11 protein-coding genes and 1 other RNA gene are annotated in these 16176 nt (G+C 59.1%); 5 read left to right on the plus strand and 7 right to left on the minus strand.

Features of this window, described 5'->3' with window-relative positions; translation table 11 throughout:
* Positions 1-69 precede the first annotated feature (69 nt).
* Positions 70-255 (minus strand): hypothetical protein, encoded by a 186-nt coding sequence (locus TBK1r_RS15175; RefSeq protein ID WP_145212144.1) that lies wholly within the window; start codon positions 253-255, stop codon positions 70-72.
* A gap of 67 nt (positions 256-322) precedes the next feature.
* Between TBK1r_RS15175 and TBK1r_RS15180 the strand changes: the two genes are divergently transcribed.
* A complete protein-coding gene (locus TBK1r_RS15180; RefSeq protein ID WP_145212147.1) occupies positions 323-1447 on the plus strand; it encodes a lipocalin-like domain-containing protein in 1125 nt (374 codons plus the stop codon).
* 3 nt (positions 1448-1450) lie between these two features.
* Here TBK1r_RS15180 and TBK1r_RS15185 read toward each other — a convergent pair whose 3' ends face one another.
* Both TBK1r_RS15185 and TBK1r_RS15190 read right to left on the minus strand, forming a co-directional pair.
* Positions 1451-1981, minus strand: coding sequence for a hypothetical protein (locus tag TBK1r_RS15185; RefSeq protein WP_145212150.1), 531 nt, complete (start codon positions 1979-1981; stop codon positions 1451-1453).
* A gap of 245 nt (positions 1982-2226) precedes the next feature.
* On the minus strand, positions 2227-3762 hold the full coding sequence (locus TBK1r_RS15190) for an IS1380 family transposase (protein ID WP_145207156.1): 1536 nt from the start codon (positions 3760-3762) through the stop codon (positions 2227-2229).
* A gap of 206 nt (positions 3763-3968) precedes the next feature.
* Between TBK1r_RS15190 and TBK1r_RS15195 the strand changes: the two genes are divergently transcribed.
* The 4 genes from TBK1r_RS15195 to TBK1r_RS15210 all read left to right on the plus strand — a co-directional run bounded on the left by TBK1r_RS15195 (position 3969) and on the right by TBK1r_RS15210 (position 9474).
* The gene (locus tag TBK1r_RS15195) at positions 3969-5087 is read left to right on the plus strand and encodes a leucine-rich repeat domain-containing protein (protein WP_145212153.1); all 1119 of its coding nucleotides are present in this window, start codon (positions 3969-3971) and stop codon (positions 5085-5087) included.
* 76 nt (positions 5088-5163) lie between these two features.
* An RNA gene (rnpB, locus tag TBK1r_RS15200) (RNase P RNA component class A) lies at positions 5164-5585 on the plus strand.
* 112 nt (positions 5586-5697) lie between these two features.
* Positions 5698-6321: a tetratricopeptide repeat protein gene (locus TBK1r_RS15205; protein WP_145212156.1), complete on the plus strand. Its 624-nt coding sequence runs from the start codon at positions 5698-5700 to the stop codon at positions 6319-6321.
* 504 nt (positions 6322-6825) lie between these two features.
* On the plus strand, positions 6826-9474 hold the full coding sequence (locus TBK1r_RS15210; protein ID WP_095739685.1) for an ATP-dependent Clp protease ATP-binding subunit: 2649 nt from the start codon (positions 6826-6828) through the stop codon (positions 9472-9474).
* 434 nt (positions 9475-9908) lie between these two features.
* Here the strand turns inward: TBK1r_RS15210 and TBK1r_RS15215 are convergent, their stop codons facing one another.
* The 4 genes from TBK1r_RS15215 to TBK1r_RS15230 all read right to left on the minus strand — a co-directional run bounded on the left by TBK1r_RS15215 (position 9909) and on the right by TBK1r_RS15230 (position 15898).
* Positions 9909-10823: a glycosyltransferase family protein gene (locus TBK1r_RS15215; protein ID WP_145212159.1), complete on the minus strand. Its 915-nt coding sequence runs from the start codon at positions 10821-10823 to the stop codon at positions 9909-9911.
* A gap of 399 nt (positions 10824-11222) precedes the next feature.
* Positions 11223-11789, minus strand: coding sequence for a thioredoxin family protein (locus tag TBK1r_RS15220; RefSeq protein WP_145212162.1), 567 nt, complete (start codon positions 11787-11789; stop codon positions 11223-11225).
* Between the two features lie 3 nt (positions 11790-11792).
* Positions 11793-13109, minus strand: coding sequence for a citrate synthase (locus TBK1r_RS15225; RefSeq protein ID WP_095738719.1), 1317 nt, complete (start codon positions 13107-13109; stop codon positions 11793-11795).
* Positions 13110-13270: 161 nt separating this feature from the next.
* The gene (locus TBK1r_RS15230) at positions 13271-15898 is read right to left on the minus strand and encodes a hypothetical protein (protein WP_145212165.1); all 2628 of its coding nucleotides are present in this window, start codon (positions 15896-15898) and stop codon (positions 13271-13273) included.
* Between the last annotated feature and the right edge of the window lie 278 nt (positions 15899-16176).

Below are 16176 nucleotides of genomic sequence, written 5' to 3' on the forward strand. Positions count from 1 at the left end.
ATCGAAGCGGGCGAGGTCTTTTTCAGACATCGCCGCGTAAGTGTAGGCCGCTGGTTCCTGACAGCAAGCTCAGGAACACCCCGACAGGAAAGTGATCGGCGTGCCGTGGCCGATGGCGTGAACCCATTTTGCAGCGTTGCCCCCGATTTTTTCGCACTGAAATGTTTTGCCAGCATCCCCAAACCCATTTCTGATTTTTTCCCGCCGTTGTTCCAATTCAGCGACTTTGGCGATGCACGACAGTTTTTCGTTCACATTTCGCGATGCCTTTCGCTTGGTGACTCAGACCTCTACCGACCCCGTAGCAACGAGTGACCGATCCATGCACCTTCTGCAACGAAATCCCGCCGCCCGAAATCCCGGCCGAAATCCCGCCGGATTATCTCCCGCGGCCCGATCGTTTGCCGGCCGGGTTACCGGCTCGGTTACCGACTGCGGCCGCGGGTTTCCTCGCCTGTCGACGGCGTTGGCCGCGATGGCCGCGATGGTGATGGCAATGTCGCTGACGCCGTCGGCGGGAGCGGGCTCGCCATTGGATGCGGAGTTGTTCAGCGAAATCTCGATGTCCGAGACGGTGGCCGATGCGTCTCGGCCACCCGCGACGTCGTCGAAAACAACGGGCACGGTCTTGGGGGCTGCATCATTGTCCAAGCTGCTTTCGGCGGATGGAATTCAGTGCGCCGTCGTGTCCTCGGCCGTTCGTGTCGAAGTGGCGGAACTGCTGCCGGCCAACAACGACGATGCCCCACAGGGAACGCTGCTCTGCACCGTGGATGCCGACGCCGATCGCATCGATGTCGTGCTGCCTGTGGACAATCTGCCGGTCGATGCGTCTGGAAACGAGCAGTCGGTCGACGGAGAGAAATTGATGGCGTTACTTGTCGCGATGCAAAACCATGACCATGTCCAGTTGGTCGCGTCGGGAAAAACGCTCGCGCTGCACACGTCGCTGAGCAATCAGGGCGTCACGGCGGACGGCTTGCGAACCGTGGCCGAGCGATTGGCGTTGGCGGCGACGAAGACAACCGGCATCGCAGCCACGGTGTTGACCAAGCAAGCTGTTGCCGGGGTCAACACCAACGACACGCCACCGGGGCGACCTGCAATCACGTCAGCCGACACAACATCGGTCGCAACGAAGGCAACCGCAACGAAGTCAGCCGCAGCGACGTTGGTCGGGACGTGGTCGGCGAAGACGTCAGCCAGCGATGCCTGGGCCATTCGCTTCGATGCCGACGACAACTTCGTGATGGTTCATACCCGAAGCGGAAAGAACTCGGTGTCGCGAGGCACGTACCAGACGACCGGGGATCGATTGGTGCTGAGCGAATCGTCCGGCGTGTCGTTGACCGGCACACTGGAGCGCACCTCGGGCAACGCGTTTCGATGGCGACTGCAGAACACCGGCGGCGACGTCGTCGCGACGCTTTCGTTCAGCAAGCAGTAGCACTCACTCCAACTCCGGAAAACGGATGAACGAATCGGGAGGTTGAAAGAGTTCCTCCCACGTGGCATCTTCGCGGTCGTCGGTGGCGTCCGCTTCGATCACGAGCGCGTCGGGTTCGACGAATTCGTCGTCGATGATCAATTCCGCCAGCGAACGGGCGACTTCCACGGCCGTCTTCACCTCGTCGACCAGTTCGTCCACCGCGGCGTCAGCGACGATGCGTCCCAAGTGCGGGTCAAGCTCGTGCCCGACATCCCAGCTGATTTGGAATTGCGTGGCCAATCGTGCAAAGAGCTGGACCGCGGCGGTCGCGATTCGAATCGGTTCGGCGGCCGCATCGGCGTCGCGTAACTCGGCGTCGCTTAAATCGACGACCAGTGCGACGCTCAGGGTGTCGGCGTCGATGGTTTCGACCTGCGTGGCGGCCGCATCGATCTGCTGCTTGCGGCACTCGGCCGGCAGCGCTGCCAGGATTCGCTCGATCCGCTCGGGATCATCCACGGGGCTACTGGTGTAAACGAAACGAATTTGCATGCCTGGGAGAAACAGTCGGGGATCCTGCCGGGTGAGATGACTGATAGACTAGTCCTCAATCAAGCGAACGCTAGCGTGGATTTTGCGTGACGCTTTCGGATTTTTGAGGCGCAGCAGCACGCTTGGGAGCACTGCTCCTTATTGGAAATTCGCATGGTATCGTGCTCATAAATTCGCTTCTCTCGGGTTAGGCGTTAGCGGCGGTACCGAAGCATCCGGACTTCGGCTTCGTTGGTTTCGACGTGTCACGTTCGAAGCGGCATCGCAATATGGTCACTGAGTGTGAACAAGTTTTCGACGCCGAGACGGTATGTCAAAATCCGCAGCTTCAGTTGACGCGATGAGCGGATGACTTGGGCCGGAATCTGGATCAACGAAGTCAAGAACGTCGAGAACTCCATTTTGATCACACGATCACGAAGGCGTTTTCGCGTCTTTCTCTGCCCGGGATTCCCTTTGACGCGGACCATCATTCCACTCCAAAGCTTCAGCGTCCAGGCAAGAGAAGCAATCAACATGTACGCCCAGTTGCTTTCCAGCGAATCCAGCGGCGCGGTCAATGCGTGACTCGCCTTGAGCTGGCTAATCGTGTTTTCCTGATCACAGCGATTGTTGCCGTCTCCGATCAGTTCACGCGACTGTTTTTCTTCCTTTGGTTCGTTGCTGATGTAGAAGAAGTACTTTTCGGTGCTGAACAAGAATTGCTGCCCACTCGTGACGTCGATGTCTTTGCGAACGGCAACCATCCGGTAGGGACGCTTGCAATTGCCAGGCTGATACGGGAACTCGGCATAGCTTTCAGCACGCAGCTTCTTGTTCTCGTAGCCGTTTTCTACGACGATTTCCTCTTTGTAGTTGGGTCGTTTTGCACGCGGATTCTCAGAAGTCTTTTTCTGCCGCCGAAGCGGTTTCCATGCTGATTCGTCGAGGGAGTCGGCAATTGCGGTCAGTGTTTTGTTGGCGTCATAGCCAAACACGAAACGGACATCCTGCGCGTCCCATCGATCGAGATGTTGGGTTGACGAAAAGTCCGTGTCGCCACGCAACAGGATCTTTCGAAACCCAGCATTGCGACATAGTTCGATCGCCCTGTCAAAGTAGAACGATGAGCCTTCACCGCTCGGGCGATTGCCGCTGCGGTTGGCCAGGTACAGTAACTCGTTGGTTTCCGCGAGCGTAACGACCAGTGGATGGTAGCCCCATTGTCCTTTGTAGTTGATTCCGATGCCCTCTTTCTTTTCACCGCAAGTCTCGACCATCGTGCCATCGGCTTCAATGGTGGCCTGCTCGAAGAACGCATCGGATTGTTGTTTCCAAACCTTCTTGCGTGCCACGTTGATTCCCTGCATCAATAGCAGTAGCTTGAAGCCATCAAAACGACGGCAAAAGTCACCAGCAGTTGTCGGATCGGGAATCCGTTCAGCGCCCAGTGCGTCCAGATACGCCTCGTCGGTGCGGCGATGCTCCAAATGTTCGAGGCAGGTCCCACCGGCCAATAGATTCAGGGCAATGTTGAGCACGTGATCGGCTTCGTCGTACGGCGCGTGAAGCTTGAACACCGGTGCGGACTGGTTGATGTGCTTTCGCAATCCGAGTTGCTCGACAAGCTGCATGACCATGCCGATACCGCCACAGGAAACCGCCTCAACTTTCTCGGCCAGTTCGTACTTTGCCCGCAAGGGGCGAATCATGGGCGTATGTGTCTTACCCTTCTTCTTGTCGATACGTTGTAGAAGAACTCGCTTGCGGCGCAGCAACCGACGGCGTAAGTTGTCGTTCACTCGAAATCCTCCGTTGAGTGAGTGCGTTGAAGTTGTCGTTATCTCCAATACACCCGCAAAACGCCGAGGGTTTCGAGTTTTTTCAATTTTTCACCATCAAGCGTTCGCTTGATTGAGGACTAGTGCTTCGGGCCTCGCCCTTGGGAAGATGACGTTAACTTAATGGTATCGGGCTGGAATCCACACACCTCTTTGGAATCGTTTCGGTGAAACCTTCATACGCCTCCATCATTCTTGCGGGATTGCTGTGTTTGAGTCTCGGTTGTCCGTCCAAGTCGTCGGTGGAACCGGGGCCGGAAGCGCAGGCAGACCCTGCACCGCGCTCGCCGACAGACTCCGCGGACCGGGCGGCAGACATCGCCGCGGCCGTTGAAGCGGTGGCGAAGACGCGTCGCGATGGAAACAACGCGGTGATCGAGGTCGACCTCCGCGACGCGGACGTCACCGGTGTGCTGGAGCAGCTTGCTGCGCTGCCGAAACTGCGCAGCGTGTTGCTGTCGGGATCCAACGTCGACGACGACGGTTTAATCAGTGTTGCGAAGATTGACTCGTTGCAAAACCTGGATCTGCGCGGCTGTGCGGTCGGCGATGCGGGGGTTGCGCATTTGGGCGGACTGAAACAGCTCAAGGCGATCAAGTTTTCGGGAAAAGACGACGCCACCCAGGTGACCGATGCCGGGATGAAAACGTTGGGTGGGATCAAGACGCTGGAAGTGATCGCGTTGGACTTTTTGCCGATCACCGACCAAGGCATCGCGTCGCTGGGGGGGCTGTCCAAGCTGAGTGAATTGTATCTGGCGGGGACACAGGTGACCGACGACGCCGCCCAGACGATGGCATCGTTTCCGCCGCTGAAGAAGCTGCGGATTGCGTCCACGTCATTTGGCAACGACGGGCTGGCTGAACTGGTCGGGCTGTCGCAGTTGGTCGAATTGGATCTCAGCGAGTGTGCGGGGATCGACAATGCGGCGTTGGAAACACTCGCAGGGTTCACAAAACTTTCCAAGCTGAATCTTTACGCGACGTCGGTCGGCGATGGGGACTGGGGACAACTGTCCGGCGCGAGCGGGTTACAGTGGCTCAACGTCGACAAGACCAACGTCGGTGATGCGTCGCTCGATGCCCTGGGCAAGCTGACCGGATTGACGTTTCTGCATTTGGGCAGCACCCAAATCACCGACGCAGGGCTGCCGCAGTTGGCGGGATTGTCGAAGCTTGAAAAACTGATCGTGACACGAACGGCGGTCACCCAAGCCGGCGTCGATCAGCTGCAACCGCAGTTGCCCGAGACCGAAATTCAACTCGAGTATGTCCCGGGCAAGTGAGCCCTGGTGGACCGTTTCGTCACGGGTGAACCTTGTCCGCGGCACGGCCATCGATCATGTTAAGCGACACGAATGATCAGAGGGCGGGGTGATCGCTCGTCGGTATTGCACCGGCGGGAGGAAAGTCCGGGCTCCGCAGGACAGGATGGTCGATAACGTCGACCGGCCGCGAGGCTAGGGAAAGTGCAACAGAGAGTAGACCGCCGAACGGTCCGCGCGGGGTTCGCCCCTGGCGGATGCGTGGTGAGGGTGAAACGGTGCGGTAAGAGCGCACCAGCGATCGGGGTGACTCGATCGGCTCGGTAAACCCCATCCGGAGCTAGACCAAACAGGGTGCAGAAGCGGTCCGCTTCGCGATCGACACCCGGGTAGGTCGCAATGGAGGCGACGAGCAATCGTCGCGCACAGATAAATGGTCGCCACCATCGACGTCGCCGGGCTCTGGTCCGGCATGGCGTTCGATCGGTACAGAACCCGGCTTACAAGCCCTCTGGTCGTTCGTCTTCATTGGCCGGGGGATTGCCCCGAGACGCCTCAAACCCGCGGAATCTCGGCTTGCGATGACCGCGGCGGATTGCCTAGATCTTTCACAGAACTCTCTGAGAACGAAATGGAATTCCGCAACTATCTGACCTGTTTTTGGCCGGGGCTCAGCGAGCTCTGGTGGCGTGGTCGGTTGTCAGCATTGCCGTTGGCGATCGGGTTCGGTATCGGTTTGAATTCACTGTTGATTCTCAAACACTTCTATCCGACCTGGTTGGATCCGTTGCTGGTTCGATCCGCCTGGTGGGTCGGCGTGTGCGTCTGGATCTGCTGGACGGTGAAGAGCTTCCGCGAATTGCCAGCATTGATCAATCCACGAGCGGTGACCGACGCACCCGATCGTTTTGTCGAAGCCCAAGCGGCGTTTCTGCGCGGCGACTGGGAGGCGACCGAACCGCTGTTGCTGGGGATTTTGGCGATCGAACCGCGTGACCCCCCGGCGTTGCTGATGTTGTCGAGCCTCTATCGTCACACAGGGCGAGTGACCAGTGCGGCCGTGCTGTTGGATGAAATGCGGCGTCTGGAGATTGCCGATCGATGGCAGATTGAGATGGATGCCGAGGCGGCTCGGATCGCTCGCGACGCCGAATCGGCAGAGGAATCCGACGAGGACGCGGACGAGGAGTCAAGCGAGCTGTCGGCCTCGGAGTTGCAGGAGGATGGCAATGCTGCCGATTTGACAGCGGCGTGAGTGGGTTTTATGAGGGAATGCATCGAGTGAAACGGTGCGTTTGGATCCTTTCCCCGTGAAACTGACAACGTGACGACGGATTTGGCTCAGAGAAACGTAAAAATTTAAACCGCGTTTTTGCTTCAAATTCATGTTTGAGGGCGGTTGTTTCGCTGGGACTCCTATCCCCCAAAATTTACAAAACCGATAGAATCGAAGTGAGCCGGTTGATTGCCGGCGATCCCTTCCGCCGCTGTGTCCTCAAGCGGTCGTTGTGACTCGATCTCGCTTGGAATGGCGTACGGTTTGCTGATAAGGGACTGACGAGGAATCGAGACGAACGAATCGCCAAGTTGACAGTTCGGCTGTCAATCTGAGTTTTGAACAATGCAAGGCTGACGTGGTTACAAAAAGCGGGATTCACCTCCCCTTTGGACGCTTCGTCTGATTTGAATGGACCAACCCAGGTGTGTTCCCCCCGCGGGCGCATCCCTGGCAAAACCCGCCGGGTAACGAGACAACCAAATGTACGAACGATTTACCGACCGCGCTCGCAAAGTGATGCAACTGGCCAACCAGGAAGCACAGCGTTTTAACCATGAATACATCGGGACCGAGCATATTTTGCTCGGACTGGTCAAGGAAGGCAGTGGTGTCGCCGCCAATGTGCTGAAAAACCTGGACGTCGATCTTCGCAAGATTCGCTTGGAGGTCGAAAAGCTCGTCCAAAGCGGCCCCGAGATGGTGACCGTCGGAAAGCTGCCGCAAACGCCCCGGGCCAAGAAGGTGATCGAGTATTCCATGGAGGAAGCTCGAAATCTCAATCACAGTTACGTCGGAACCGAACACATCTTGCTCGGCCTGCTCCGAGAACAAGAAGGCGTCGCCGCTCAGGTGTTGATGAACCTGGGACTGAAACTCGAAGACGTCCGCGAAGAAGTGCTCAACCTGCTCGGCCATGGACTCGAGGGTGCCGAAGTCGGTGAACGCGGTGGACGCGGCACCGAAGAAGGCAGCTCGGGTAGCGCGTCGGGCAAGAGCGGCAAGAGCAAGACGCCGGCACTGGACAGTTTCGGCCGCGACCTCACCGAATTGGCTCGCAAGGGCGAATTGGATCCGGTCATCGGGCGGGAGCGCGAAATCGAACGCGCCATCCAAATCCTGTGCCGACGAACCAAGAACAACCCGGTGCTGCTCGGTGAGGCCGGCGTCGGCAAGACCGCGATCGTCGAAGGATTCGCCCAAAAGGTGATCGAAGGCGAAGTCCCCGAAATCCTGGCCGAAAAACGAATCGTGGTCCTCGACCTGGCGATGATGGTTGCCGGCACTAAGTATCGCGGACAATTCGAAGAACGTATCAAAGCGGTCATGACCGAAGTCCGCCGCGTTAAGAACACGATCCTGTTCATCGACGAACTCCACACCCTGGTCGGTGCCGGTGGAGCCGAAGGCGCGATCGACGCCGCCAACGTGCTCAAACCTGCCCTCGCCCGAGGCGAGATCCAGTGCATCGGTGCCACCACGCTGGACGAGTACCGAAAGTACATCGAAAAGGACAACGCGCTGGCGCGACGCTTCCAAGAGATCATCGTCGAACCGACCGGTAAGCAAGAGACCATCGCCATCCTGAAAGGCCTACGCGAACGTTATGAAGAGCACCACCGCGTGCAAATCACCGACGACGCCGTGGTGTCGGCTGTCGAGATGAGCGAACGCTACATCACCGCGCGATGCCTGCCCGACAAGGCGATCGATGTGATCGACGAAGCCGGTGCACGGGTTCGTTTGCGCACGATGACGCGTCCGCCGGATCTGAAAGAAATCGACGAAGAAGTCGAACAGCTGAACAAAGAAAAGGAAGACGCGGTCGCCAATCAGGATTTCGAAAAAGCGGCCAACCTGCGTGATCAGGCCGAAAAGCTTCGCAAGAAGAAAGACCAGATCACCCAGGACTGGCGCGAGAAGAGCCAGCAAACCGACGGCGTCGTCGACGAAGAAGTCATCGCGGAAGTCGTCAGCAAGATGACCGGCATCCCGTTGACCCGACTGTCGACCGAAGACAGCTTGCGGTTGATGCGGATGGAAGAAGAACTGCACAAGCGAGTCGTCAGCCAGGACCTGGCGGTTTCGGCCGTTGCCAAAGCCGTTCGCCGCAGCCGCAGTGGTTTGAAAGACCCGCGACGTCCGACCGGTTCGTTTATCTTCGCCGGACCGACCGGTGTCGGGAAAACCTTGCTCGCCAAAGCGCTCGCCGAATACATGTTCGGTGACAGCGATGCACTCGTGCACATCGACATGAGCGAGTACATGGAGAAGCACAACGTCAGCCGTTTGATCGGGGCACCTCCCGGATTCGTCGGCTACGAAGAAGGCGGCCAGTTGACCGAGAAGATTCGACGTCGACCCTACGCCGTGGTGCTGTTCGACGAAATCGAAAAGGCACACCCCGACGTGTTCAACATGATGCTGCAAGTCATGGAAGAAGGCCGCTTGACCGACTCGTTCGGACGCAACGTCGACTTCCGCAACACGATCTTGATCATGACCACCAACGCCGGTGCCGAAGCGATCAAGAACGAGTCGGCGTTCGGGTTCCAGAAATCCGACACCGATGCCAGCTACGAATCGATGAAGACGCGTGTGATGGAACAGATCGAACGCGTCTTCCGGCCCGAGTTCCTGAACCGCTTGGATGACACCATCATCTTCCGTCACCTGACGCGTCAGGATTTGAAACTGGTCATCGATTTCGAACTCTCCAAGGTCCGCGAACGCTTGCTCGACCGCGGATTGGCGTTGGAACTACAAGACGAAGCGAAAGAGTTCTTGATTCGTCGCGGAACCGATCTGGATTACGGTGCTCGTCCGCTACGTCGTGCGATCGAACAGCGAATCGAAGACCCGCTCAGCGAAGAACTGCTCCGCGGTGCGTTCGAAGGCAAGGACACGATCGTGGTCAAAGGGATCCTGGAAAACTCCGATGGCGATTCCGTGGCCCCGAGCGACATGACCGTGACCGACGACGGAAAGATGATCGACCCCGACGGCAAGAAGGTCAAAGTGGTTCGACTCGAGTTCCACGGCGAAACCCGTGGCTTGGCCGAGGAAAAAGAACAACCCGTCAGCGCCTCGGTCGGCGAGTCCGAGGAAAACAAAGACGACTCGGGCAACTGATCCGTCGACCAACGGCTGATTGAAAAACGAAACCCCGCCGGTCATCAACCGGCGGGGTTTTTTATTGCGCCCTTTCGAGTCAACGCTGTGAAGCATTTATTCCCTGCGTTTGACGAGGTGTTAGCGGCAGGGCGCAAGCCCTCCGGTCCCTCGTCGTTCCCGAAACACCGGAGGGCTCGCGCCCTACCGCTAACAAATGCTTCACAGCGTTGCCTTTCGAGTGCTTCGTCAAGATGGAATCTTAGGGTTGAAGCCGTAGCGGAAGCCGCCAAGGCGGTCGGCGGAGCGGAAACCGACGGCCTGAACCAGCAGTCTACCGCAGCTCAATTTCCGGGTAGTGGACGAGGCGACGAGTCCTCTGTCGTCGGCATCTTGGCAAGGACTCGTCGCCTCGTCCACTACCGCCTACCCGAAAACCAAGGTGCGGCGGCATACTAAGCCGCCTCTCTGCGAAGCGGTGCCTCGGCCGAGGGCAGGTTGACCACGTGGGCTCTGTCGTTGGCCGATGGGACACTGTCGGGGTCGATCGCGCGACGGACCGCCGAAAGGCTGTTGCGATAGCGCATCATCCCGATCATCTCGCCCACCGAACTTGAACCCAACAGCGCCTCTCGTAGCATCGCGACCCTTCCGGGGACCGGCTCGCCGGGCAACACACGATTGCGGATCGCGCCCAGGCATTGGCCACGGGCCATGTCCGAGTCATCGGCCGTTGCCAATGCGTCTTCGGCCTCAATGCAGCAGCCGTCCGCCGAGGCGAATTTCCATCCGGCACGTTTCATCAGGCACCCCATCGCGTAGCTGACCGCGATCGGATCACTCATCGCCGGCGCGACGGCGTCGAGCAGATTGCCGAGCAGGTGGCGGCGGGCAAAAAAGGCGCTGACAAAAAAACCACTGAGTGGCCCTTCGGGCGCACGCCCGGAGCGGCTTTGGCAGAATCGCCCGTCGGAATCCGTCCAATGCGCGCCTTCGACGGGCCGGCCGGACTGGTCGACCAATGTCGGCGCCACGGCTCCGACTTGCGGGTTGTCAAATGGCTGCAACGCGTGCTCCAGCCAATCGGCCTGGGCCCGCATGCCGGTCCCCAGAACGTGGACGAACGGGGCCGTCGTGACATCAAACGCATCACGTACCAGGTCGGTCAAATTGGATGATCGGGCGGTCACAAAGCTGACTTCGTCGCTCAGCTCAAAGGGATCAGCATACGTCCCATTGTGGACCGCGATGATCTGGCAATCATCCGTCTGATTTTCCAAAACACTGAGCAGCGTTTCCTCGAAAAGTTTCTCGTCACGCTGCAGCGGAATCACAATCGAGACGCGGGCGGGCCGCGGAAATTTCGGCACTGGAAGACTCCAGTAATGCGTAGGTGAACAGGGTCTGGAAAGAAAATCGGAGTTCTGAGCCGGCAATATTCAGTCGATCAGCGGGCTAGGGCAGCGGTTTCAGTGGCAAGAAGATGCCGGCAGACGGTCCGAAGCTTACAACCGGAAAGGTTTGGCAGCGCGGGCGCAGTTCGCGGGAGCGAAGCCCGGGGTTTGCCAGCTGCGGCAGCGTGAGCAACATCATGGCGAGAAAGCCGAAACGGACCAAAAGATGAATTGGTCAAAAGATGAATTGGTCAAAAGATGAATTGGTCAAAAGATGACGTGGAGCACCGACCTTAAGTTGCCGGGAACTCCCGTTTTTTGACCAACCAATTTTTTGACCAACCAATTGTCTTGGCCAACCGATCGGCCTGCCCGTCAATCGCCGTGTTTTTCGCGCAGGCGTCCCGACAGTCGCAGCATCCATTGGATGCGTTCGAACTCGGCGAGCCATTCGGCGGTGACGGCTTGGAGCAGGTCGACATTGACGGCGCCGATGCCGGTCGGGCAACTGGGGCCGAGCTGGGTGGCCGCCATGTGTCGATAGGTCGCCAGGGTGCGGTCGCCATAGCGTCCGCAGACGAAATTGTCTTCGCTGAGAAACAAGACCGACGGGACGCGATGGGCGCCGCAGGTCGAAATGGATTCGGCGAACGCGCTGTGTTCGTCTCGATCAAAGAAACGCACCCGAATGTTCTCATTCGCGGCTGCGAAGTGATCGAACACGGGGCACTGATTGATACAGTCTCCGCACCAGGCGCCGGCCGAGACGAGCACCTTCATCTCGCGGACGAATCCCGCCAACAGTTCGCGTTGTGATTCGCTGAGGCGAACTTCCGAGTGCACCCCGCTCCAGCGACTCCGCTGAGCCTCGTTGCCGTGTTTGGCCAAGAACGCATCGTACGAGAGCCCTTGATCGAACAGGGCGGCAAGGTCGAGTGGCATCGATTAGCGATTTTCAATCGGGACGACGGTTCGTTCGTTTTGCCCGGTGTAGATTTGCCGGGGGCGATAGATTCGCTTTCCGGGCGTCGCGTGAAGTTCTTTCCAGTGAGCGATCCAACCGGGGAGTCGCCCGAGGGAGAACAGCACGGTAAACATCTGGACGGGAATTCCCATCGCCCGATAGATCACGCCGGAATAGAAGTCGACGTTCGGATAGAGTTTCCGTTCGACGAAGTATTCATCTTCCAGCGCCACGTCTTGCAGTTCTTGGGCGACGTGGAACAAGGGGTCGTCGATGTTCAGTTTGGCGAGCAGCTTGTCGCAGCAGGCCCGGATGATTTGGGCGCGGGGGTCAAAGTTCTTGTAGACGCGGTGGCCGAATCCCATCAAGCGGAAACTGCTGTTCTTGTCCTTGGCCATATCGACGTACTTCTTGACGTTCCCGCCATCGGCCGCGATTTGCTCGAGCATATTCACGCAAGCTTCATTGGCCCCCCCGTGCAGCGGTCCCCACAAGGCGCCGATGCCGGCGGAGATCGATGCGAACAGATTGGCGTTGCTGCTGCCGACCATTCGCACCGTCGAGGTGCTGCAGTTCTGTTCGTGATCGGCGTGGACGATCAACAGCAAGTTGAGGGCTTCGGCAAAGTCGGGGTCGACCAGATGATCGTGGGCCGGCGTGGCGAACATCATGTGCAAGAAGTTTTCACAGTAATCCAAATCGTTGTTCGGATACATGAACGGCTGGCCGATCGACTTCTTGTAGGCGTAAGCGGCGATCGTCGGCAGTTTCGCGAGCAGTCGATAGATCGAGATTTCCACCTGATCCGGATCATCGACCTGCATCGAATCTTGATAAAAGGTCGACAGCGCACCGACGACGCTGCTGAGGATGGCCATCGGGTGGGCGTCACGCGGGAATCCGTTGTAGAACGACCGCATGTCCTCGTGGATCATCGTGTGGTGGCGAATCCCGCTGCGAAAGTTGGCGGCTTCTGCCGGGCTTGGCAATTCGCCATGGATCAGCAGGTAGGCGACTTCGACGAAGTCACAATGGGCGGCCAGGTCCTCGATCGGATAACCGCGATAACGCAGGATGCCTTTTTCGCCGTCCAGGAAAGTGACCGCGCTGCGGGTGCTGCCGGTGTTGACGAAACCTTCGTCCAGGGTGACCAGCCCGGTGCTTCCGCGAAGCGCGGAGATATCGATTCCGCGTTCCCCCTCGGAGCCTTCGACGACAGGGAGCTCGATCTCCTGGTCACCGTAAGTCAGACGAACCGTGCCGGCGTCTTGGGTTTCCAAATTAACGCTTGAACTCATCTCGTGATCCAGGAAATCTCGATGGGGCGAGGGCAGTGCAGTACGGGGGGCTTCGCAATGGGAATGGCGGGGGCGAATGGCGGGGGCAGAATCGATCCGCGGCAGTCGCTGTGTCCACCGCAGGAGTGTACCCCGGTGTCACGCGATCGACAATTAGACTGTCAGTGGATCGGCAGAAGACTGCTTTTGATCGGCTCACAGCCTTTGCAGTAGGGGTGCCGATTCCGCAGCCGGTCGATGTCGCGGTGCAGGGCCCCATCAGCGGTCACATCGGGCAGGCGAGCCTCCCAGGGCCGGCACTCGCGATTGAGCGGGCCGTTGAACAAGCGATTCTCCGTCCGTTCCCACTCGATTTGGTTTCGCATCGGATCGCCTTCGCTGTAGTGACCGTCGCGACAGGGGTCGATGATGTGGGGGATTAGGGCCACGATGATCTCGGTCCGCGCCCGTGAGGTCTCGCGGCGTTGAAAGAACTTTCCGACGTGTTTGACGTCACCGAGCCACGGCAGCTTTTTGATCACCACGCGGTCTTCTTCCTGGATCAATCCTCCGACAATCATGCCTTGGTGGTTGTCCAGCATGACCGAGGTTTCCACTTCACGCGTCGTTTCTTCCGGTAGCAGGGTGTCGGGATTGATTTCGCCGCTGCTGACTTTGGGTTTGACCTGGAGCAGGATTCGGTGATCGCGGCTGATCGTCGGCGTGACGTTGAGCACGATGCCGGTGTCCAGATAGCGAACGTCTTGGATCGTTGACGTTTGCGTGACCGTGGCGACGGCAAAGCCGAGTTGTTGGCCGACTTGAATCTTTGCATTCTGGCCGTTGACCACCATCACCCGTGGCGTGGCCAACGTTTTGGCGTCGGTCGTTGTTTCCAACAGGGTCAACAGAGCTTTCAAGTCGCTGCCGCTGATCTCACCAAAGTAAAACGGGTTGGTCGACGTGGCGATGTTATCGGTCAACCGAAATCCGCCCATTCGAACGTCGCCGCCCAAGATGTCTTCAAAGTTGACGCCGTGCTCCATGTTGTCCTTGAGCTCAATCTCCATCACGCGAGCTTCGATCATCACCTGCAGCGGCGCCTGGTCGGCCTGCATCAAGTACCGCTCCACTTGTTCCAGCACATCGGGCGTGTCGACGACCACGATCGATTCGCGACCTTTGCGATTGTCGATATCGTCCGCCTTGGAACTGTAGACGCTGCCGATCGGTGACAGCAAGCCATTGACCGTCGGTTCGATGTCTTCGGATCGGGCGTAGTCCAGCGAGAACACGCGCAGCTCGCGCGATTCCCGGGGCAGATTGTCTTTCGGGTAAATCAGGATCACGTTGTCGTCGCGTTGGATCGCCAGACCGCACATCCGTGCGATGCTGGTGAGCGTTTGCTCGGGGGTCAGCCCTGCGACGTTGGCGGTCACCGTGCCCTCAACATCGGGAGCGACCAGGATGTTCATGCCGTAGCCTTTGGCCAACATCTCCAACACCGTTCGAACATCGACATCGACATCGTCAACGCTGAGCGTGACGTCGTCCGTGTTTCCTGGTGTCGGCAAGGTTTCGCGTCCGCCCATCTTGAAGGGCCATTGCAGCGCGACCTCAGCATCGGGCGCGGCAGCCGCCGGCGGCATCGTTGCCATCGGCGACGGAGACGAAGCCGTCTGAAGCGGTGCTTCGACGGGCGTTGAATCCGCGGACTCCACGACGGCTGCGGACTCCGTTGCGGCCAGCTGAGCCGTCGCGGGGGCTGCCACCAGCGAGCGTTTGGGTTCCGGTTTGACAGCGGCCGCGGTCGGGGAAACCGAATTCGGGCGCATTGGTTCCGGGCGCATTGGAGCTGGGCGAATCGGTGCTGGGATCGAATCATTCGGTTCGGGGTTCGGATCGATCGGGGCCGCCGCAACGACCGGTGCGGCGGGGGACACCAACGCGACCGCTGGCGTGTCCGTCAGAAACGCGGAAAAGCTTGTGTCTTCTGGGCCGTCGGCTGACGCGGCCGTTTGCGAATTGCGTTTGTCCTGCGGTTCAGATTCGCCGGCATCGCCGGGCCGGTCGGCCGGCGTCGCGAACTTCTGTTGACCGGCCAGGGATTCGTCGACCACCACCGATTCCAGAGCAGGGCTGTTGGTTTGACCTTCCAGTTTCTCCGAATGCGCGGGCACGACCACCAACGGGACGTATCGGTCCAGCCGTCGCGGTTCCTGCCTGAGATCACCGAGACCTGGCGCAGTGGTTTCGGGCGGAGCCTCCAGGCTGAACGACTTGGGGCGGAGCAACGTGACGACTTGGGCCGTGCCGCCCGTTTGATACGGGGCATCGTCTCGGAAAGCCGTTATCTGAATACGCTGACCGGAAACACGCTCACCGACCGTCGGCGGGTGGACCACCGGCGTCGCGCGATGCTGTCGATTGGCGGCACGTCGCGTGATCGACTGGCGCAGCTTGATGCGGGCCTGCTCGGTTTCGATCATGGCCGTATAGAGCGAATCCAACCGAGACGCTTTATCGATGCGACCGAGCGCGTCCAGGTTTCCCAACGCAATCGCCGCGTCAACTTGAGATCGCTCCATGCGTTGGCGATACGGCGCGTCGCTGGTTAGGCCGATCTGTTCGGCCGACGCAACCCCTGCCGCACCGATCGACGCCAACCCAATGATCAATCGAGCCAGCAGGGATCGGTAGGCTGCCGGTCCGCAGAGCGCCGTCGGCGGTCCTGCTCGTTGCCCATCATCGCTCGCTGGCGAAGGGACCGAGTTGGCAGAACGTGCGGGATAGGAGTTCAATTTCAGCATCGGGTGGCTCGTTGACCGGGACCGTCAGGCTTGTCGCAACCACCGGCGTCAGTCCGGCAGAGCCTCTTGTACCGTTCGCATCGGTCGATCCGACTGTTGGGGTTGATCGGCACGTTCGGGAAGACGCGAAAGTGCGGGTGGGCCGGTCATTTGTCCCGCAAGATCAAAACGAACCGCAGTACCGGCAAGATCACGCCAATCGGAAAACTCTGCCCCCCATCGCCCAGGTCCCACCTCGTGCGGCCCGATGGAGTGGGTGCCTGTTCACTGCCCCAAGC

This window comes from Stieleria magnilauensis, from assembly GCA_007753675.1.
Lineage (GTDB): Bacteria > Planctomycetota > Planctomycetia > Pirellulales > Pirellulaceae > Stieleria > Stieleria magnilauensis.